Below are 20,934 nucleotides of genomic sequence, written 5' to 3'. Positions count from 1 at the left end.
TTATTCAATAATTACGAACAATGGCGCCATCGGTTGTGGCTCTTGGAAAAAGCATATGGATCGTATTCAAGCAATGCAGATTTTTGTTCGTGTGGCGGAAGCTGGGAGTTTTATCTATGCAGCGGAAACCTTGTCCTTACCAGCCTCGACGGTGAGTAGTACGGTTAAAAGTCTTGAAAAATATTTGCAGGTGCGCCTGCTGAACAGAACAACACGGCGCGTCAGCTTGACCACAGAGGGCGCGCAGTATTTGGCTCAGTGTTTGGAAATACTTAAATTAATTGAGCATACAGAGTCTAGCCTGACCGATTCCGTTAAACGGCCTCAAGGGCGTTTACGAGTTGATATGCCTGGCGGTATTGCCCATTTTGTCATCATGCCAAATCTGCAAGACTTTTACAGACGCTATCCGGATATCTATCTAATGATAGGGGTTAATGACCGACAGGTAGATCTTGTTCAGGAAGGCGTAGATTGTGTCATTCGAACTGGTGAGCTTAATGACTCTACGCTCGTTGCACGACCGCTTGGTCGATTTCGCTGGGTGACATGCGCTTCTCCGGCCTATCTCGAAGAGAAAGGGATTCCACAGACGCCAGAAGATTTATCTGACCACCGAGCCGTTCATTATTTTTCAGGGCATGCTAAGCGAGCGAATGAAATGAGCTTTGTTAGCGGCTCTGAAAAAATGTCAATCCCGGTTAGCGGGGCAGTGGCCGCCAATGAGACGGGGCTATACATAAAAATGTGTCTTGAAGGGTTAGGGCTGGTGCAGCTTGCTGAGAAGGTGGTATCTGAACACCTAGAAGAAGGCCGACTCGTTGAAGTTTTGGCGGACTGGCAACCTGTGTCCGTACCGGTTAATTTGCTCTATCCGCATCAACGTTTTCTATCGCCAGCCGTACGGGCATTTGCCGATTGGGCAACCGAGCTTATCAGTGACGATAATTCGTCCATCTGATCGACAAGAGCAAACACCACTTTTTCTGTACTAAGATGACGGTGTCATATTTATCTGTGTAACCGTAATTTCGCTAATACGGGAGAGAGTTATCTCCCGTATCTGATAAATATGGGTTTAACGCATCGATGGAGCCGGTTCAAGATGGACGTTTCGCCCAGCCATCATGCCAGTACACGCACCAGCAACAGCGATAGCTGCCGTAATTAACAGCGGTGCAGTCCAGCCGCCCGTCCAGTCGTGCACTTGACCTAGCAATAAGGGGCCTGCTGCCGCCATGAGATACCCGACACACTGTGCCATTCCTGACAGAGCAGCCGCGTCGCCAGCATTCTGCGTACGCAGTACAACGAAAGTCAAACCTAGCATCATGCAGGCACCAGAGCCAAAGCCCAGAAGCGCAGCCCACAAGATGGCGAACTCTGGCGCATAAATAAGCCCGATAAACGATAAGGCAACCAACAGGCTGGTTGTTACGGCCGCCAGTTTCTGATCTTTTAGGCGGCGCAGCGTGGCTGCTAGTATTAACCCCGGAATGGCTGTGGCCAGTTGAAGTGTCCCATGTACGGAGCCTGCTTCAGTGGCGGATATACCATTATCCATCAGAATAGTCGGTAACCAACCTACAGCGACATAAAAAGGCATCGCATTGAGCCCCATAAACAGTGTGACCTGCCATGCTAGAGGCGATTTCCAGACGGCTACTGTCGCTGATTTTTTCGGATTGGACAGGCTCACTGGCTCATGCTTTTTAAGCTGCGGCAACCACACAATAAGCGCAAACAGCGGGGCTGCAATTAATAAAGTCAGCGCAATGTTCCAGCCCCAAACCTGTGTTAAAGGAATCATGATGGCAGACCCTATCGCACCCGCTGCCCCCATCGTAATGGAATACGCCCCTGTCATGGAGGCAACGTTGGCTGAGAGGTCGCGTTTAACTAGACCAGGCAGCAGTACGTTACCCAAGGCAATCCCTGTGCCTATTAGTATTGTACCTAGATATAAGGCCCACACACTTCCTGTAGAACGCAGCAAGATTCCTAAAGAAATGATTGTCATTGCAGCAAAAAGTGTACGTTCTAGTCCGAACTTTCGGGCAACAGGTGCACTCAGTGGTGAGAATGCAGCAAATGCCAGCAATGGTAATGAAGTAAGCAGACCGACGGCCGAGGAGCTTAAGCCGAAATCACTTTGGATAAGCGGCAGAACGGGCGCTATACTGGTAAAAGGAAGCCGCAGGTTAACCGCAATAAAAAGAATTCCCGCCACAAGTGCAATGGTATTCCACTTGTTTTTAGTGTCTAACATATTCTCTAACCTTCTTTACTTTAGAAAAAAAAGCACTATAAAGTATCAGAAGAGCGTATAATATAGACAATATGACAGGTGATATCTTAATTATGCCAGATTTTAAAAAGACGGTTTCCTCACCGGAAGACTTCGATTCCGATGAGTTCATGCAGGCAGCCGTTGCCTTACAGATCGAACCTGACCTGAAGCATTCCGGTGTTAGACCGCATCACCACCGCAAGGGTCAGTTGATCTTGTCTTTGCATGGTGCGGTGAGCTGTGAAGTACAAGACGCACTATGGCTTGTGCCTCCTCAGCACGCGGTCTGGATCCCAAGCGGCACCCCTCACAGCTGCCGAATCACCCAAAACGCCAGCACCTGCTTTTTGTTTATTGAGCCTAGTGCGGCAGTGATGCCCGACACATGCTGCACCCTTGCCATAACGCCTCTTGTACGAGAGTTGGTTCTGCATCTTGCTGAGCAGGATCCCGCTTACCCTTCAGAGGGTAAAACAGCCCGTCTTGTTGCAGTGCTTCTCGAACAGCTTTCTGATGCGCCGCTCAAAGAGCTGCATCTACCCATATCAGACCACCCCAAAATTAGACACATTGCCGATGCACTTTTTGCAGACCCTAGTGACCGTACCACTTTACGTCAGTGGGCGGCCAGACTTGCAACCAGTGAGCGATCGCTCGCTAGACTGGTGGAAAATGCTACCGGATTGAGCTTCGGGCGCTGGCGTCAGCAGCTGCATCTGATGATCGCACTGAGTCAGTTGGCAGAGGGGAAATCGGTGCAAAGTGTCGCGGGAAATCTGGGGTATGATTCTGTAAATGCCTTCATCACTATGTTCAAAAAAGCACTGGGTAAATCGCCTACCCAATATTTTTCCTCGCTGCGATAATGAATTTGGGGTCAGATCAAAAACTAACCTGTTGGTGTGGTTCCGTGATGTATATTCTCTAAAATACTCAGTGGCATCATGAGCCATTGTATCTCTAGTTTCTTGAAGACTTCAATAGACAAGCAACGTCCCCAATGATTTACAGATTCGCGTTGGACGGGTGCCATTGAACTAAGGCGCGACTATCGATGAGTACGGCGCGATTTTTTCATATGTTGTGCCTGCCGTTTGCTTCTTGGTTGTAGCGGCTTACGGAATGTTCTCAGTGAAAAATACCTCTGTTTAATTACTGGTTATAATGAATTTTAAAGAGCCTCGCGAATGCGGGGCTTTTTTTTGTCTGTGACTTTATACGCTTACTTCTTTATGATTCCTGCTCACTCAAATCAATGTTGAAACGGCTCGTGGTTGATTTTAGTTGGATGATTAAGGATGTTAGTTTGTTATGTATTTATCGAACAGAGCGGAAATATTAGAAGAAGAAAGCCGCATATTTGCTCATTCTGTGACTCAATGTGATTTGCATCATCACGATGCACATGAATGCTTATGGGTGGTGAAAGGCCGTATTCGTGTTCAGGTAATGGATGAAATACTGCTTTTGCAGGAAGGCGATGTTTTATTTATTAATAAAGAATTGCCTCACGCCACTCAATCTACCGAGGATGATAATTTAGTGCTTTGTCTACAGCATAACTTTGCTGGAGTGGCTCTGGATACTTGCCCAATGAAAGCATGGAGTTTGGTTCAGAAAAATATGCTGCCAACGATTAAGCGGCTGATGGCGCATTTGTGGTGGGAGCACTACTACAAGGCGGGTCATTGGCAACAGGCGCAAACAAGTTTACTTGCCCAACTTGGCTTGCTGTTTGCTCGCTACTTTCCTTCGACTAATGCAATTAGAGCGGACTCTCTTGAATCTACTTTATTGATGAATGACCTGTTACGTCAGATTACATTGCGTTACCAAGAGCATCTCTCTTTGTCCTTGTTAGCTGAGGAGCGAGGTTTGTCGGAAGCCTATTTAAGCCGGTATTTTAAAGCCAAAGTAGGCGAGACTTTTCTACGCTATTTGACTCTTTATCGATTAGAAAAAAGCTTGTCAGATTTGGCACAGAAACCTAAAAAAGCCGTATCAGATATCGCTTTTGATCATGGTTTTCCTTCTGTAAAAGCCTTTAATATGGCGTTTCGCCGAGAATATGACTGTACGCCAACGGAGTTTCGTCTTAAGCGGGAGTCGGTAAGTTTAGTGAGTGTGGGGCAAGCCTATGCAGGAGTAGACGTAGTACTTTTGAAACAACGAATTATGCCGTGGTTGGATAGGCAATTTTTGTATCTTTAGTAAAAGGTGACTTTATCAAGGTCAAAAAACGGCTACTGAGCAGGTCAAAAATCGGATAGCACACTTGATATTAATTCCCATAATGAAGCAAAACAATAAATACAAATAAGGTTTCATTATGAAGAAGTTATCGTTTTTCGATAAGGTTAGTTATGGCTTTGGTGACTTAGCCAGTAATGTGGTGTTTACTGCGGTTGGCACCTATTTGATGTTTTTTTATACCGATGTGTTCGGGATTTCTGCGGCTCTTGTCGGGACATTATTTTTTGTCACGCGAATGTGGGATGCCATATCCGATCCAATAATGGGCATGATAGGTGACAGAACCCAAACTCGATTTGGTAAATTCCGTCCTTATTTACTCTATGTACCTATTCCTCTGGCTATTGTCGCTGTGCTCACTTTTACGACGCCTGATATGGATGAATCCGGCAAGATCATTTGGGCATTTGTGACCTATATTCTACTGATGACACTCTATACAGCCATCAATATCCCATATTCCTCTTTACCAGCAACCATATCGGATAGCCCAGTTGAGCGCGGCCAGATGGCTTCATTTCGCATGGTATTGGCGTTTACCGGTGCTTTGCTGGTTAATGCGAGTACGTTACCTCTGGTTGAATTTTTTGGTGACGGTAATAAACAGCAGGGCTTTCAGTACACCATGATATTGCTAAGTGCCGTCATGATTGTAATGTTCTGGCTGTGTTTTTCTCGTGTTAAAGAGCGTGTTCCAATGATCAAACAGCGCTCTTCTTTAAAAGACGATTTCGCCGTGGTGATTAAAAACCGTGCTTGGTGGATCACCATCTTAATGGGCATTCCTCTGTTTACTTTTACGATCATGCCATTTGCTGTAGGTATGTATTATTTTACTTATATCGTGGGCGACGCTAGCAAAGCAGGTATGTTTTTTACCATGGCCAGCCTAGGGATGATCGTAGGTTCCGCTTTGATGTCTCAGTTAGTTAAACGTTATTCAAAGCGAAACCTAGTGATTGTGGGTGCACTGTTGAGTATGTGTTTGATCAGCAATTTATACTGGGTTGATCCAGCGGATGTGTACGTCATTTATGCCATTATCTTTTTGAATCAGCTGTCAAAAGGCATAGCCGCTTCATCATTGTGGGGGTTGGTTGCCGATACTGCAGATTATGTTGAGTGGAAATCAGGGCGCCGTGTGGTTGGTTTATCGACCAGTTCTGCGACCTTCTCCCATAAATTTGGTATGGGGTTAAGTGGCGCCTTAGTCGGTATTGGGTTGAGTTTTGCTGGTTATCAAGCAGGTGTTGAGCAAACTGCGGAGTCTGCTCAGATGATTTTACTTTTCATGAGTCTGATTCCTGCTTTTGGCGCAGGCTGCATTGTTGTTATTGCTTACTTTTATCCGATCACGCGAGAGGTAGAAGACACAATGCAATCTGAATTACGTGCGACTCGTGAAGCGAACCGAGCAAATTAAAGAATACTGAGGTTTTATTATGAATGAATCATTCCGTAATGCACCGTTTTTTCTGGGTGACACCGAGCTTACTTGGGTGAATAAAACCTATTCAGAGCTAACGTTAGAGCAAAAAGTAGGGCAACTGTTTAATCTTATTGTTAGAGCAAATTCCGCAGAAGAGTTGTCTCTTATTGATACGATTCAGCCTGGTGCGGTGACTAAGTTTGTCGGGCAAGATCTTGATACCGAAGTAAAGATGATGAATCAGCTGCGCAGTCATTCTGTCATTCCGCTTTTGGTGAGTGGTGACCTTGAAGGCGGTGGCATGAGCTTTCCTTTCGGTGCTCAAGTACCAAACCAGCTTGGTCTTGCTGGGTTGAAAGATGAGAGTGCAGTGGAATATTGTACTAACGTGATTGCACAAGAAGCAAAGTTGCTGGGAATTAATTGGTCATTCACACCGGTTGTCGATATTAATGCTAAGTTTCGCAGTGCCGTCGTAGGCACTCGATCTTATGGAAGTGATGTAGATGTTATCGAAAGCATGAGTCGTTCGAATATTGCGACTTTCCAAAAAAATGGCATTGCGGCAACGGCTAAACATTGGCCAGGTGAAGGTTTTGATGATCGTGATCAGCATCTAGTAACAACCGTTAATCCGCTCACTATGCCGGAATGGGAAGAGCGTTATGGGCGGCTTTATCGCAGTGCGATTGATAGCAATGTGATGTCGATCATGTCGGCACATATTGCATTGCCTGAGTATGCTAAGGCTCATGAGGAAAATCCTGAAGAGTGGTGGCGCCCAGCCAGTGTGAGTAAATTGCTCAATGAACAACTCTTACGTAGAGAGCTGGGCTTTAATGGCTTAATTGTCTCAGATGCTACTGTCATGGCGGGTTTGAGTAGCTGGGCTAAACGTGAAGATGTGGTTGCTGAGATCATTGAAAACGGTTGCGACATGCTGTTGTTTTGCAAAGACCCTGTCGAGGATTACGCTTACATGCTCAAAGCGGTGCGAGAAGGTCGAGTTTCTGAAGTGCGCTTAGAGCAATCTGTGCTGCGTATTTTGGCGATGAAAGCCGCTTTGGATTTACATAAAAAACAAGAAGAGATTAGTACGAATACATTTAATGGTTTACTAGCCTCAGATTATGCAGATCGGATTCCTGAGCTGAATCGTCGAACGGTGCACTTAGTAAAAAGTCGAAACAATATTTTACCTATTAGTTTAGAGCGTTATCAGCGTGTGTTGATTATTTCAACGGGAATTCGGCATGTTTTTAGTCCTGAACCTGCGCCATTAAATGTGGCAAGCATGCTGAAAAATGAAGGTTTTGAAGTGACTGAGTTTCAAACAGGTATGGCCTTAAATATGAAAGACTATGACTTGTTACTCTATCTTAATGCCGATGAATCCATGCTGGTGAAGTCGCACATTTATATTGATTGGATGGCATTACACGATGGTTTTGGTAACGCGATGTATCGTCCTTGGGTTGATATTCCGACGGTGATGGTGTCTTTCGGTCATCCGTATCTTTTGTACGATGCACCCAAGGTGCCTGTCTATATTAACGCTTATAGTCCTTTGTTAGAGGTCCAGAAAGCTGTCGTGGATGGTTTGTTAGGGCGATTAAGTTTTAATACAGATGCCGCGATTGATCCTTTCTGTGGATTAGAGCAACTAGGTTACTGATCGATACTTAGTTTATAACAATAGCCTTAGTGAGAAGAGCCCCCCAATAGTAGGACAATCAAATATGGGGGCGAGTTCTCCTAGCCTACTTTGTTTGGATTAGTTTTCCTCGGCTTTATACTTTTCAGTCGATTGTTGAATGCGTTCTTTTATAATAGGAGCAATGGCATTTAACGGCTCAGAATCAAGCATGTCTTGATGTTGGCAAGGAATATTATGAGTTTCTATCTGGCCAGTAATTCTTGAGGCCCAGGCATTTGGCTGATGTTCGAGGATATTGCCCATAGAGCCATTAGCACTTTCTTCAGCGACAAAGAACAATAGGTCGGCATTAACTTTCCCTGGTTTGAAGCGACCAGCGAGCGTTAAGTTGTTTTCGATGATAGCTTGAACTCGGTCCATAATATCGGCTTGGCTTTTCTGAATGTCTTGAACCACAGACATGGATGAATCATCGTAGTCTCGCCAAAGGAGCGATGCTAACTCTTCTTTGTTAATAGGTAGCTTTTCTAGTGTACTAAGGTCATAGCCAAGAAATAGTAGGGCGGCTCTAACAACGTCTGCTTCATTTTGTGGCTGTTGGTAGCCAACTTTATACGGATAGCTGTCTAGCATGCATAAAAAAGACACAGTCTCACTTTGCGCTTGCAGCTTTTCAGCAATCGCATGGGCAACTAAGCCACCAAATGACCAGCCTAGTAAACGGTATGGTCCTTGAGGTTGAACGCGCTTAATTTGTAATAAATACTCTTCAGCCATTTCTTCTATGGATTCAGGTAAACGTGCCGCATGACGTAATCCTGTTGCTTGTAAACCATATACTGGGGTTGATTTGGACAGATGGCGCAGGAGTCCCGCGTATCCCCAAGAAAGGCCGAGAGCTGGATGAATACAAAACAGTGGAGAATCCGTGCCACTGGATTTGATAGGAAGTGTGCTAATCATCGGATCCCAATCTTCGCTTTTACTTAAGTAATCAGAAAGATCAGCAATAGTGGAAGCTTTAAACAGAACGCCTAATGGCACTTCAATTAATAAGTTCTTCTGGATGTGATTTAAAATCCTTGTTGCAGATATGGAATCACCGCCAATTTCAAAAAAATTATCGCGGATGCCAACAAGAGTTAGCCCCAGCGTTTCCGCCCAAAGGCTCGTGAGCATTTCTTCTAATTGATTTCTTGGTGGCTCATAGCTATTTGATGCTTGCCAAGTCGGCAATGGCAAGGCTTTACGGTCCACCTTTCCATTCGGTGTTAATGGTATTTCATTTAGCAACATGAAGTGCGCAGGCACCATATAATCGGGAAGCACATTAATTAGCTGGCGACGAAGTTCGCTAGTATCAAGATTCTTGTCTACTGGTATAACGTAAGCCGCCAGCTGCTTGTCTCCATTGGGAGAGGTTTGTGCAACAACTATGGCTTGAATAACCTCACGGCATGCCAGCAGAGCGGATTCAATATCGCCAATTTCAATACGGAAACCACGGATTTTGATTTGATGGTCGTCGCGACCTTGGTACTCCAGTATGCCATCTTGTCGCCAGCGAGCTTTATCTCCAGTGACATACAGACGGCTTTCTTCGTCACCGTAGGGGTTTGGTAAAAAACGCTCGTTTGTCAAGTCTGGACGTTGGTAATAACCTAGTGCTAAACCATCACCTGCAATATATAAGTCACCTGTCACGCCGACTGGAACAGGTTCCATTGCATGGTCTAAAACATACATTTGAGTATTTAGCAGCGGTCGACCGATTGGAGGGTTGCGAAGGTCCGTTTGTTCTGTAAGGGGCATAATGCTTGACCAAATCGTTGTTTCTGTTGGTCCGTATAGGTTGACAACAGGGTGACCAAGTTTTGCCATTGTTTGAGCGAGTTGACCTGGTAGCGCTTCGCCTCCAACCAAAGGTCGGATGCCATTTAATTCATTGTTGTATGTCGGTAATAATGCTTGCCAAAGAGATGGGGTAGCTTGAATCAATGTTACGTTTTCTTTGACGGCAAGCTCTGTTAAGGCTTTAGGGTCGCGGACGGTTTTTCTATCTGCAATGACGACGGATGCTCCAAGGGTCAATGGTAAAAATAATTCAAGAATGGAAATGTCGAATGAAATGGTTGTCACTGCTAAGAACTTATCTTTACTCGTAAGATTTAGTTCTGCTTGCATGGCGTGTAAGAAGTTCATCAAAGCATTATGAGGAATTTCTACACCTTTAGGACGTCCTGTTGAACCAGATGTATAGATAACATAGGCAGTGCTATTTCCTTGGATTGTAATTCCAGTAGGGTGAGTCACGCGGCTGTCTAAGGAAATATCGGAATGTGGCTCATCAATGAGTATTATTGGCGTATTTACTTTGGGGAGCTGACTAATGGCACTATGACAGCTGAGTATTAATTTTGGCTTAGCGTCTTCAACTATGCTGCGAAGGCGTTCTTCTGGAAAATCTGGGTCCAGTGGTAAATAAGCCGCTCCAGCTTTTAATGTGCCGAGCAAAGCAACAAGCATGTCTGTGTTACGAGTGAGCGCTATCGCGACCAAATCACCGGGGCAAACTTGTTCTTTTATCAGTTTATTTGCCCACGCATTAGACAATGCGTCTAGCTCTGAATAATTTAATGCGCTTTGTTCAGAGCATACTGCCAAAGCTTTCGGAGTGTTTGCAGATTGACTATTAAATGCTTCAACCACAGACTTTTGCGGGATAGGGCACGCCGTGTCGTTCCATTTATACAGAATTTTATGGCGTTCGCTTTGGGTTAGTAGCGTTGCCTTACTGATAGGATTGCTGGGTGCTACTATCATCCCATCTACTAGGCGTTCGAATTGAGTTAAGTGATTTTCTAATTCTTGTTCGGTATAACGAGTGGGGTTGGCATCAAACTCTACCTTTAGTCCATTGTTGTCATTTCTATCGAAGATGAAAACAGTAAGGTCATCGATTAAGGCATTACTTAAGTTATGTAGAGAGGTTGAGCACTCGCCGAATGTTAAGTCATAGTCAAAAGGCTCTATATTGACGCCTAACGACGCAATTTGCTGTCCAGCAGACATTAAGCCTAGTTCCCGTTTTAGGTCCTCGTAACGATATTGTTGATGACGTAACGCTCTAAGTACCACTTTAGATACTTGGGTAATTAACTCTTCCAGCGTGATTTCTGTTGATAAGCTTAGTCTTATAGGAACGGCGTTGGCCATCATACCTGGTGTGTTGCGTTGTAATCGTTGCGTTCTTGCTGTAACAGGCATTGCAAAAATTAGATCATTGGCACCTGTCATTCGGTAAAAATACGCGGCAACAAGCGCAATAAGCGTTTGCGGTAGGCTTGCGTTTACTTGTTGGCCAATCGTAATCAGTTTATCTTTTAATTCTTGAGATAAAGTAAGTGATTTACGTAACTGCTTTTGATTCTGAGAAAGATCGATTCTTTGAGAAAGCGATGTGGTTTCAGGTAAGTTAATTAGATTTCCTAACCAGTATTGGCGATCTTTTTTGTAACGCTTAGAAGACTTGTATTCACGTTCGCTTTCGACAAGTGCTGCGATAGAGCTAAAAGGAGTTGGACTAATATCATTATTATTCAGCAGCGCATTGTATATTTCAACGAGTCTTAGAGTGAGTAAATTCCCTCCAAAACCATCAAGTGCTACATGATGGCAGCGGTGGTACCAGTAATAGTGGTTTTCACCTATTTGAACTAAAGCGCTACGCCATAGCTTATCATCTGGTTTGTTGAGTGGCTGCATCATATCAGCCGTCATCCATTCCACTGCGGCTTGATGAGGATTGCTGGCTGAACTAAAATCAAGTAAAGAAAAATAATCTTCGTCTGAAGATTGAATTATTTGAAAAATTTCGTCATTTTCTTCAACAATGTGACTACGAATGCAATCTGCTTCGCTAATGAGTTGTTTTATAGCGGAAGTAAAGTGGATGACATCAATGCTCCCTTTAATTTCGACATATTCTGCAATATTAAAGGCAGTATTTTTAGGGGCTAATTTTTGGGCGATCCATTGTCCACGTTGAGCTGTGGAAAGAGGTAACGTAAATGATTGTTTTGAAAACGGTTTTTTTAAACCATGGGAATTATCATGACTTATAATCATTTGTTTGCTCCTGCAAAAATATCATCCATGTGAATTACGTGATTATTTTATACGTAATATTTACTTAATTTAACATAACTCTATCTTATAATTAAGTATATTAAGAAAACTTTACATATATATGAATATAAGTGTTGAAAAATAATTTTTTGATGTGAAAGGTTGTGGTGTCAGCGCGAGAAAACCATGTGTTTGTTTTTGGTATGACTTGTTACTTGTAGGAAAAGCAGTATTCCTGACAGCATCCCAAATGCAGCTAATCCAGACCAAACCCAAGCATGATCTATGTTTGTTGAAGATAACAGCCAACCTGTGCTGATGTTGCCGATAAACGCGTAAATACCACCTACGCAAGAATACAAACCGTAATGGCTACCTAACTCTTTAGGCGAACAAAATTTAGGTACATAAGCGCCTAACAGCGGGAACACTAACATAGAGCCAAGGCTAAAAAAGACGGCACAAATTATGAAGGGCAAGGCTGGTAGCCACGGTAGGCTTAGATTGAGCCATAAGTAGCTGGAACCCATAATAGCCATACCTAACCCAATGCCACGCGCTGTTCCCAAGCGAGATTCCACGAACCGACTTACAGGCATTTGCATTAATACTCCCATAATAGAAGAGGTTGCGAAAACCCAAGTAATGATACTGACGTCTTGAGTGACGGCGCGTATTTCATGAGGAACAGCAATATAAAGTTGGTGAAACAGCAAATGATAGACTGAAGAGCACAGTACAAATTGCATAAAGGTTTTATGCGTAAGCATTTGTCCCCATTGTCTCCAAAACTGTGAATGGGTGTGCGTGGTACTTTTTTGCGATGCTAATTCGGGTAAAAAACGCCATTGAATAACAAATAGTAAAGTAAATAACCCTGCTGAAATGACACCTACTAAAGCGAAATCGAAATAAAGTAGAGACAAGCCTACTAATGGTCCAAGCAACATCCCTGCTACGGACGTAAGGTTTTGCAGTGCGAATACTTTATCTCTGGATTTTTGCTCTGGGTATTCCGAGGCTAAATAAGCTTGGCTGCTCGGTGTAAAAAGAGCACCGGCAAAACCTGAGAAAAATGCACCTAATAATAAGACCGGAACCGTTTGACCTACTCCTAATAAGGCAAACCCAAGGATGCGAACAGCGCAACCTAATAGTATAAGACGCTTGTAGCCTAATCTGTCACCTAAGGTCCCGCCGACCAGAAACATGCCTTGCTGGCTTAAGACTCTAAGCCCGATGATCACGCCAACATACCAACCACTGATGCCCAAATTATACTGTAAGTGATCGGCTAGATAGGGCAGTAACATGTAAAAGCCAAGATTGAATGTGAAGCCATTAATGACCAATACTCGGCCGGCAGGAGAGAGTAACTGCCAATCTTTTATTAGGTATTTTGAAAACATGATGGTGTGGGTGTAAGCCTTAATAAAATAATAACGTGAAGCAATCGGTTTTCCGTGACTAGAGCGATCAGATAACACCCTCAGCGACACTTGTTATTTTTTTAGTCTTAGGTCGATCATTTGCTTCCGAAGTCTTGTTGGTAGAAGCTCCTCGGGTGTTTCTAATTGTGCGTACAAAAGGAATCCCTGAAGCATCTTTGGTAATATCAGCATTGACGTTATAGACATTTTTTACTAAAGACGGTGTGAGAATGTCGCTTGGTTGACCGTTGGCAACGATCTTGCCATCTTTAAGAACCAGTAGATTGTCAGCATATTGAGCGGCAAGATTAAGATCGTGAAGTACCATGATGGTAATCCAGTCTTGCTCTTTGGTTTGCGCATCTAGATGATCGAGAAGGACATGCTGAAAATGTAAGTCTAATGCGCTGACAGGTTCGTCTAACATGAGGATTTTAGGCTTACGCATTAAAGCTTGAGCGAATAAAATCATTTGGCACTGACCACCACTTAGTTTATTAACTTGGCGGTCTGCAAGATGAAGTAAACCAATTTTATCTAGAGCCGACAAGGCTTCAGCAATTACGTTATCGTTTAAGCGAAACCCTAAAGTATCTAATTGCCCAAGTAATACGACCTCTAAAACACTTAATTCCACATCGAGACGAATGTCTTGGGGCATATAACCAAACTGCTTGCGCCATCGAGATAGCTGCTTGTGCTGGAGTGTTTCGTTATTAAAAGAAATAGCACCTGATTTGGCGTGAATATCGCCGAACAAGGTTTTTAATAACGTGCTTTTACCTGTGCCATTTGGTCCAATAATCACGTTTACTTTACCTGGCTCTAAGGCAAACGACATATCATTGGCTAGAACTAGGTTGTCTAGGGTGACGTTAAGATTATTTACTGTCAGCATGGGTTAGCGCCTTTTGCCTAAAATCAGCCAGAAAAAGAAAGGTACGCCGATAATGGCTGTAACAATACCAATTGGGAAAAGGGCACCGGGCACAATTACCTTAGACAGTACTGATGCACTAGAGAGTAAAAAAGCCCCAATAATAAAGGATAGTGGTAAGAAAAAACGCTGATCTTCACCCACTAAAATCTTGGCGATATTGGGGGCTACAATGCCTACAAAACCGATAATGCCAACAAAACTTGTGACGGTTGCGGTCATGACAGCAACGATCAGCAGGGTTCGTAACCTGAGCTGAGTGATATTAACACCAAGACTTTTTGCTCTTTCTTCACCTAATCTTAATGCGGTTAGTTTCCATGCGTCGCGAATTAAAAAGAACATGCAGACGACAGTGACACCAATAATGATAGAAAGATTAGACCAAGAGGCTTTTGATAAGCTGCCGAAAAGCCAGAATAGAATTTGCTGGCTTAGTTCTGGTGAGGATATAAATTGCACAAGCGACAACAAAGATTGAAAAAGGAATAATAAAGCGATTCCAGCCAATATAAGCTGTCCTGAGCTAATGTGTCTCATAGTGGCCAGAGCAAACAAAAACGCAGCAGCTAGCATACAACAAACAAATGCTCCTAGTGGAACTGCAATGTTGGTGTTAATTCCCAATGAGCCGAAATATAACATCATTGCAGCACCAAAACCGGCTGCAGCCGCCATGCCCAATGTGTATGGGCTTGCCATAGAGTTATTAAGTAGGGTCTGCATTTCTGCGCCACCAACACCTAACACACCACCGACTACGACAGCCATAATGGCGATTGGAAGGCGTAAGTTAGAGACAATGACTTGTGTTGTTGCATCTACTTCAACAGGGAAACCAATTAGGTTGAGTAGGGCATTCGCAACATCTTTTATATTCAGTAAAGATGGCCCTGTTGCAATATCCAATACAAAAGAAAAGACGAGAACGGTGAGTAAGATGCTGATGACTGACCAACGACGTTTTTCACTTCGTCGTTGCTTTGATACGGCATCAGAGATTAAGGCTGATTGCATTATTATTTACCAAGAATTTGTGTACTTTTGATGTGTCGCTCTAGTCGGGCTATGTAATTAATAGCGTCACTTGAAATATCTGCTGCTTCTAGACGTTTAACATTTGTATCAAGCCCTAGAAATGGCCAATCTCATAATTATACGCAGATCCATTAACGAGCTATTTTGTTGAGAATTATTTCTGTTTGGAATCTTACGGATAGATGAGAATTAATCAAGAACTTTGTTACGATTTAAAGTGCATTTAAGAGTCATTTCAACATAGAGTAAAAAATGGACCTAAACAGGGCTAGAAAGGAGAGAGCGTATGCTCCTCCTTCATAGGCTTGAGTTGAGACGTATTACTCTGATATTTGGGCGGTAAAGGTGCCTGTTGGCATGACGGGTAAATACTTTTTATAAAAGTTTAAGTATTCTTGTTCTGGGTCTATGTCCTTGAATAAGCTTGGGTACATAGATTTAGCGATAAATTGAACCATAGAGGCATCTAAAATAGTACGAGAAGCGCCTTGGTAAATACCGTATACGCGGTTGTTTTTTACTGCTGGCATTTGTTCCCAGCCCGTGCGAGTTTTATAGCCCGCGAGACGAGATTCTGCCAGTTTTCTATCGACACCTTGCCCCATGGCTATTGCATCGCCTGTCATACCTGATTCAGTGCCTGCTAGAAATACAACTTCAGGTCGTGAAGCCAGAACTTGTTCTAGATTCATTGGTCCCCACCATTCCACAAATGGCGCTGCAATATTATCGCCACCCATCATGGTAATGACAGCTCCCCACATATTTTTGCCATAAGTAAAGCTATATTGGCTTGGACCTTTATTGCCAAACTCAACATAGGTGCGTGGTTTTGGTAAATTAGCGGCTTTTATACGCTGTAAGGTAGATTCTATAGTATGTTGATAGTCATCTGCGATTTCTTGAGCACGTTTTTCTTGCCCAGTTAATTCACCAATAATCTGTGTACTCTTGATGTGACGCTCTAGTGTTTGGGCATTGTAATCGACAACAACAATTGGAATACCAGCATCTTCTAAGCGCCCGGCATCAGTGCCAAGGCCTTTATATTGCCAATCTGCTAGAAGAATAACACTTGGTTTAAGGCTGATGACTTTTTCAATAGAGAAAGTTTGAGCTTCTACTTCACCAACATCAGGAATATTCTTTAGTGAGGGGCGATAATTAGTATAAAGGCTCCAACTTGAGGGGCGCCATCCTTCCCAGGTGTCACGAGAGATGCCAACTACATTATCTAGTGCTTTTTCAGTGCCTATGGCCATGTAATCTTCAGCGTAAAAACCTAAGATGACTCGCTTAGCCGGTAAGTCTAGTTCAACTTTTCTGCTCAATACGTCGTTAATGACTGTCATTTTTGCTTGAACGGAACCAGCAAAAATAGAGATACCTAAAGCTAAAATAAGCAGTACACGTGGATTCATTAATGAATGTCCTTTTGTTGAGAATGATTTTTGTTTCGGATATTACGGATAGGCGAAAAATTAGCAAGGTTTTTGAGTATATTAATAAGATTTAAGCTGCATTTAAGAATCATTACTGAGGTGTAGCGTATGAGCTAGCATAGAGTGAGAAAGGTTTTATATTTAAAGACCTTTGTTGATGGTGTGAGAAGGTATCTTAGAAGTTAATTGGTTATGTGAACGGTAAACGTCCCTTCAGGTGTGACGGGTAAATATTTTTTATAAAAGTTTAAGTATTCTTGTTCTGGGTCTATGTCCTTAAATAAGCTTGGGTATAAAGACTTTGCCACAAATTGAACCATTGCAGCATCTAATATAGTTCGGGACGCGCCATGATAGACTCCATAGATACGGTTATCTCTAATGGCAGGCAAATTTTCCCAGCCCGCGCGTTCGGTGAAACCTTTTAAACGAGATTCTGCCAGTGTTCGCTCAATACCATGCCCCATCGCCATGGCGTCTGTTTTTACCCCCGATTCGGTGCCTGAAAGGAAGATGACTTCGGGTTTTGAATCTAACACTTGTTCAGGGTTCATTAACCCCCACCACTCGATATACGGTGTGGCAATATTGTCACCTCCCATCATAGTTACAATGGCCCCCCACATATTTTTTCCGTACGTCACACTGTACTGACTAGGGCCTTTATTTCCATTCTCAACATACGTTCTAGGTGGTGGTAATTTGGCTGATTTGATGCGTTTTAATGTTGTCTCAATTGTGTTTCTATATTCCGCTGCAATTTTTTTTGCGCGTTTTTCTTGTCCCGTTAGCTGGCCAATAATGAGCGTGCTGCTGATGTGTCGATGTAATGTTTGGGCGTTATAGTCAATGACAACAATGGAGATTTCCTCTTTTTCAAGGTCGGCAATTTTTGTTCCTAAGCTTTTATATTGCCAATCAGCTAGCACAACAACACTTGGTTTTAGGTGGATCACTTTGTCAATGGAAAATGTTTGATTTTCAACTTCACCAATGTCTGGGATGTCTTTTAACGAAGGGCGATATTTTGTATAGAGGTTCCAATTGGCCGGCCGCCAAGCTTTCCAGGTATCTCGTGATAGGCCGACGACGTTATCAAAAGCACTTTCAGTGCCAATGGCCATGTAATCCTCTGCGTAAACTCCTAAAACGACTCTTTGTGCAGGTAATTCCAGTGCGACTTTTCGACCTAAAACGTCATTAATGACGGTCATTTTCGCTTGGGTTAGCCCAGACAAAAAAAACACCACTAAAATCTGTGTAAGTTTAAGAAGTTGATTCATAGAGTACTCTTTAGCTAAGAATGATTTTTCGATTTCCCTATGCTCAGTATGAGTGCCAGAGCACTTTAAAATTGATTATCTTTTAAAATGCTCTCTATTTTTAATAGTACGCTTACGGATAATTTACAAGTGTTTATTATCTCTTTAATTGAAAATGATTATCAATAAGGATATATTTCTTTTTGATAATGGTTATCATTACAGGAGATATTATGGACATTACCTTCCCTGAACATACCAATGCTTTAGTTTCTGAGCGGCCGCAAGCTGATGTGTTTTTATTCAATTCGAATTCCAACCTTGTGCGTACTAATGGTATTCGCCAGCGCATTTCTATCCCACTGTTAAGTAATACTTTTCATCAAGAGGTTCAGGCTGTTTTTCAAAGAGAACAAGCTCAAGGAAGGTGTAATCCTATTGTGGTAGGGGCTATTCCATTTGACATGAATCAACCGGCTCAACTGGTGGTGCCTGAGTGGCATGAAAGAGTTAAGCCTCTGGATCGTACTTTCTCATCATTCGTCGATAAGGACTTTATTCATCACGCAAGTGAGCAAAGCTTTGCTCCAAGTCATACGGAGTTTTTAGATATAATAGAGCAGGCGCTGTCTTCCTTTGAAAACAGTCCTTTGAAAAAAGTTGTTTTATCTAAAATACTGAAGTTAACCTTGGATAGAAAAGTTGATGTTCCACGCTTGCTGTCTAATATTATGGCGCAAAACCCAAGCGCTTATCACTTTAGTGTTCCCCTTAAAAACAGTGTTTTAATTGGTGCTAGCCCTGAATTACTTCTTAGAAAGCAGGGTAACAAGATATTTTCAAACCCGTTGGCAGGGTCTGCTAAACGATTAGACAATCTTGACGCTGACCGACAAGCTGCAAAAACTCTTGCAAATTCAGCGAAAGATCAATATGAGCACCGCCTTGTTGTAGATGCCATTCGAGCGGCGCTGTTGCCTGTTGTAGAAAGTCTTGGGGAGCGAAAAGAATCTAGCATAATTGCGACACCAACAATGTGGCATTTATCAACGGACATTGAAGCAACACTTCCCACCGTAAACCCACCTTCCATGTTTGATCTTATTAAACAAATACACCCAACGCCGGCCATGTGTGGCACACCAACTGTGTCCGCGCAGCATCATATTGCAGCGCTAGAGCCCCATCAGCGTGGTTTTTTCAGTGGCTTAGTTGGCTGGTGTGATGCAGAAGGTAACGGCGAATGGGCTATTGCCATACGTTGCGCCGAAGTATCAGGTAACAAAGTGACCTTATTCGCTGGAGCTGGGGTTGTGCCTGACTCAAATCCAGAGAGTGAGTGGTTAGAAACCAGCGCTAAAATGCGCACCATGCTGAATGCATTTGGAATAAAGGAAGATGTGATATGAGTATTGCTTTTACACCTTGGCCAGAATCGTTTGCCAAGAAATATCGGGAAAAGGGTTATTGGACTGATCGGCCATTACTGGATTTAATTGACAACGCACCACAAGAAAATGTTGCAGTTATTTGTGGCGAAAGGTCGTTGAGCTATCAAGATTTGTGCTCTCAATCCAAACGATTAGCTGTGTATTTTCAGGATCTCGGTTTACGAGCTGGAGATACTGCATTGGTCCAGCTTCCTAATATTGCCGAATTTTATGTGGTGTTTTTTGCGCTTATGCGTCTTGGCGTTGCTCCTGTGAACGCATTGTTTAGTCATAACAAAATGGAGTTAACCGCTTACGTCACACAAATTGAACCAAAGATTATTGTCGCCAGTGACGAACATGCTTTGTTTCATGATGGTGCTTTTTTCAACACATTGAATGTATTGTCAAAAGAATCGCAGCACGCCCTGATTGTTGGGAAATCAGAATGGACTGAGACTCTTGAAAATGTACTTGCTTCATCGACAAGTACATTATTAACAGCAGTGCCAAGTAAGGTAGATGAGGTGGCATTCTTTCAGCTTTCTGGTGGCAGTACAGGTACACCAAAGCTAATCCCAAGAACCCACAACGATTATTTTTTTAGTGTACGCCGCAGTGCAGAAATCTGTCATTTTACGGCTACCACAAAGTATCTTTGCGCGTTGCCTTGTGCGCATAATTTTCCTCTTAGTTCTCCTGGTGCCTTTGGCGTTTTTCATGTTGGTGGATGCGTTGTTATGTCACCAAGTCCTGACGCGAGTACGTGTTTCGAATTAATCGAACGCCATCAAGTGACTGTTACTGCTTTGGTTCCTCCTGCTTTGGCTTTGTGGCTACAAGCGGCACCGTCCAATAATTCGTCTTTATCTTCTTTGCAGCTAATGCAGGTTGGTGGTGCAAAACTGAGTGAAAGCCTTGCTCGACAAGTACCCGAAATATTGGGCTGTCAGTTGCAACAGATTCTTGGTATGGCGGAAGGTTTGGTGAACTACACCAGATTGGATGATGACATTGAGACAATAGTAACCACACAAGGGCGTCCCATGTGTTCGCTTGATGAGGTGAAAGTACTTGATGCCGAGGGCGAAGAAGTTGCTGCAGGGGAAATAGGCGAGTTGGCTACTCGTGGCCCATACACCATTCGTGGTTATTACAATTCACCAGAACATAATGCCAAGGTGTTTGATGAGGAAGGGTTTTATCATTCGGGGGATTTGGTATGCCGTAACGATAAAGGGTATTTGACAGTAGTCGGGCGTGATAAAGATCAAATTAATCGCGGTGGTGAAAAAATTGCGGCAGAAGAAATAGAAAACCTTTTATTAAAGCATGAGTTGATTATGCACAGTGCGCTTGTCTCTATGCCAGACAGTATGATGGGAGAAAAGAGCTGTGCTTTTATTGTTCCTAAAGTGGTTAGTCATGGCATGAAAAGTCTCTCTTTGCGTAAATATCTAAGAGGTCTTGGTGTGGCGGACTACAAAGTACCTGATCGGTTTGAATTTATTGACTCTCTTCCCCTTACTCCTGTTGGCAAGCCTAACAAGGTTGCATTACGGGAGTTGATACGCCAGCGCTTACAACATAACTCACAACTTACTTCTCAATTAGATAGAACACTATAAAAAGGACTTT

General features: G+C 43.2%; 14 protein-coding genes. 7 read left to right on the top strand and 7 right to left on the bottom strand.

All coding sequences use genetic code 11. The features are described 5' to 3' along the window. The first annotated feature begins 55 nt into the window (after positions 1-55). Positions 56-961, top strand: coding sequence for a LysR family transcriptional regulator (locus tag KDW99_RS13145; protein WP_205115209.1), 906 nt, complete (start codon positions 56-58; stop codon positions 959-961). 117 nt (positions 962-1,078) lie between these two features. On the opposite strand, the gene KDW99_RS13140 is transcribed toward KDW99_RS13145, so the two are convergent. Beyond that, positions 1,079-2,269 carry a CynX/NimT family MFS transporter gene (locus KDW99_RS13140; RefSeq protein ID WP_205115208.1) on the bottom strand — a complete coding sequence of 397 codons (1,191 nt, stop codon included), beginning with the start codon at positions 2,267-2,269 and terminating at the stop codon, positions 1,079-1,081. Positions 2,270-2,361: 92 nt separating this feature from the next. On the opposite strand from KDW99_RS13140, the gene KDW99_RS13135 reads away from it, so the two are divergent. The 4 genes from KDW99_RS13135 to KDW99_RS13120 all read left to right on the top strand — a co-directional run bounded on the left by KDW99_RS13135 (position 2,362) and on the right by KDW99_RS13120 (position 7,647). Continuing rightward, positions 2,362-3,156, top strand: coding sequence for an AraC family transcriptional regulator (locus KDW99_RS13135; RefSeq protein WP_072837928.1), 795 nt, complete (start codon positions 2,362-2,364; stop codon positions 3,154-3,156). A 445-nt stretch (positions 3,157-3,601) separates the two neighbouring features. Beyond that, the gene (locus KDW99_RS13130; protein WP_072837929.1) at positions 3,602-4,501 is read left to right on the top strand and encodes a helix-turn-helix transcriptional regulator; all 900 of its coding nucleotides are present in this window, start codon (positions 3,602-3,604) and stop codon (positions 4,499-4,501) included. A 118-nt stretch (positions 4,502-4,619) separates the two neighbouring features. Then, entirely contained in the window at positions 4,620-5,966 is a 1,347-nt protein-coding gene (locus KDW99_RS13125; protein ID WP_255825340.1) for an MFS transporter, read from the top strand. Between the two features lie 19 nt (positions 5,967-5,985). Continuing rightward, positions 5,986-7,647, top strand: a complete 1,662-nt coding sequence (locus KDW99_RS13120; RefSeq protein WP_255825338.1) for a glycoside hydrolase family 3 protein — start codon at positions 5,986-5,988, stop codon at positions 7,645-7,647. A gap of 99 nt (positions 7,648-7,746) precedes the next feature. Here the strand turns inward: KDW99_RS13120 and KDW99_RS13115 are convergent, their stop codons facing one another. The 6 genes from KDW99_RS13115 to KDW99_RS13090 form a co-directional block, all read right to left on the bottom strand. Then, positions 7,747-11,757 (bottom strand): amino acid adenylation domain-containing protein, encoded by a 4,011-nt coding sequence (locus tag KDW99_RS13115; RefSeq protein ID WP_255825337.1) that lies wholly within the window; start codon positions 11,755-11,757, stop codon positions 7,747-7,749. 170 nt (positions 11,758-11,927) lie between these two features. Next, the gene (locus KDW99_RS13110; RefSeq protein ID WP_255825336.1) at positions 11,928-13,244 is read right to left on the bottom strand and encodes an MDR family MFS transporter; all 1,317 of its coding nucleotides are present in this window, start codon (positions 13,242-13,244) and stop codon (positions 11,928-11,930) included. After that, the gene (locus KDW99_RS13105; RefSeq protein ID WP_255825335.1) at positions 13,234-14,085 is read right to left on the bottom strand and encodes an ABC transporter ATP-binding protein; all 852 of its coding nucleotides are present in this window, start codon (positions 14,083-14,085) and stop codon (positions 13,234-13,236) included. The genes KDW99_RS13110 and KDW99_RS13105 overlap by 11 nt, the downstream gene beginning before the upstream one ends. A gap of 3 nt (positions 14,086-14,088) precedes the next feature. Continuing rightward, entirely contained in the window at positions 14,089-15,141 is a 1,053-nt protein-coding gene (locus KDW99_RS13100; protein ID WP_255825334.1) for a FecCD family ABC transporter permease, read from the bottom strand. A 341-nt stretch (positions 15,142-15,482) separates the two neighbouring features. Further along, a complete protein-coding gene (locus tag KDW99_RS13095) occupies positions 15,483-16,583 on the bottom strand; it encodes an ABC transporter substrate-binding protein (protein ID WP_255825333.1) in 1,101 nt (366 codons plus the stop codon). Between the two features lie 203 nt (positions 16,584-16,786). Then, complete coding sequence (locus KDW99_RS13090) at positions 16,787-17,887, bottom strand: ABC transporter substrate-binding protein (protein WP_255825331.1); 1,101 nt, start codon at positions 17,885-17,887, stop codon at positions 16,787-16,789. A 212-nt stretch (positions 17,888-18,099) separates the two neighbouring features. Between KDW99_RS13090 and KDW99_RS13085 the strand changes: the two genes are divergently transcribed. Continuing rightward, complete coding sequence (locus tag KDW99_RS13085; RefSeq protein ID WP_255825330.1) at positions 18,100-19,275, top strand: isochorismate synthase; 1,176 nt, start codon at positions 18,100-18,102, stop codon at positions 19,273-19,275. Continuing rightward, entirely contained in the window at positions 19,272-20,924 is a 1,653-nt protein-coding gene (locus KDW99_RS13080) for a (2,3-dihydroxybenzoyl)adenylate synthase (protein WP_255825329.1), read from the top strand. Before KDW99_RS13085 ends, KDW99_RS13080 begins: the two co-directional genes overlap by 4 nt. Positions 20,925-20,934: the final 10 nt, after the last annotated feature.

The organism is Marinomonas rhizomae (genome assembly GCF_024397855.1).
GTDB lineage: Bacteria > Pseudomonadota > Gammaproteobacteria > Pseudomonadales > Marinomonadaceae > Marinomonas > Marinomonas rhizomae_A.
The sequence above is the reverse complement of the archived record's forward strand: the minus strand, read 5'-3'. Positions and strand labels throughout refer to the sequence as shown.

Excerpts from the sequence above, each read along its gene's own strand:
- KDW99_RS13145 (WP_205115209.1), top strand. The coding sequence starts at position 56 with ATGGATCGTATTCAAGCAATGCAGATTTTTGTTCGTGTGGCGGAAGCT.
- KDW99_RS13140 (WP_205115208.1), bottom strand. The coding sequence starts at position 2,269 with ATGTTAGACACTAAAAACAAGTGGAATACCATTGCACTTGTGGCGGGA.
- KDW99_RS13135 (WP_072837928.1), top strand. The coding sequence starts at position 2,362 with ATGCCAGATTTTAAAAAGACGGTTTCCTCACCGGAAGACTTCGATTCC.
- KDW99_RS13130 (WP_072837929.1), top strand. The coding sequence starts at position 3,602 with ATGTATTTATCGAACAGAGCGGAAATATTAGAAGAAGAAAGCCGCATA.
- KDW99_RS13125 (WP_255825340.1), top strand. The coding sequence starts at position 4,620 with ATGAAGAAGTTATCGTTTTTCGATAAGGTTAGTTATGGCTTTGGTGAC.
- KDW99_RS13120 (WP_255825338.1), top strand. The coding sequence starts at position 5,986 with ATGAATGAATCATTCCGTAATGCACCGTTTTTTCTGGGTGACACCGAG.
- KDW99_RS13115 (WP_255825337.1), bottom strand. The coding sequence starts at position 11,757 with ATGATTATAAGTCATGATAATTCCCATGGTTTAAAAAAACCGTTTTCA.
- KDW99_RS13105 (WP_255825335.1), bottom strand. The coding sequence starts at position 14,085 with ATGCTGACAGTAAATAATCTTAACGTCACCCTAGACAACCTAGTTCTA.
- KDW99_RS13100 (WP_255825334.1), bottom strand. The coding sequence starts at position 15,141 with ATGCAATCAGCCTTAATCTCTGATGCCGTATCAAAGCAACGACGAAGT.
- KDW99_RS13095 (WP_255825333.1), bottom strand. The coding sequence starts at position 16,583 with ATGAATCCACGTGTACTGCTTATTTTAGCTTTAGGTATCTCTATTTTT.
- KDW99_RS13090 (WP_255825331.1), bottom strand. The coding sequence starts at position 17,887 with ATGAATCAACTTCTTAAACTTACACAGATTTTAGTGGTGTTTTTTTTG.
- KDW99_RS13085 (WP_255825330.1), top strand. The coding sequence starts at position 18,100 with ATGGACATTACCTTCCCTGAACATACCAATGCTTTAGTTTCTGAGCGG.
- KDW99_RS13080 (WP_255825329.1), top strand. The coding sequence starts at position 19,272 with ATGAGTATTGCTTTTACACCTTGGCCAGAATCGTTTGCCAAGAAATAT.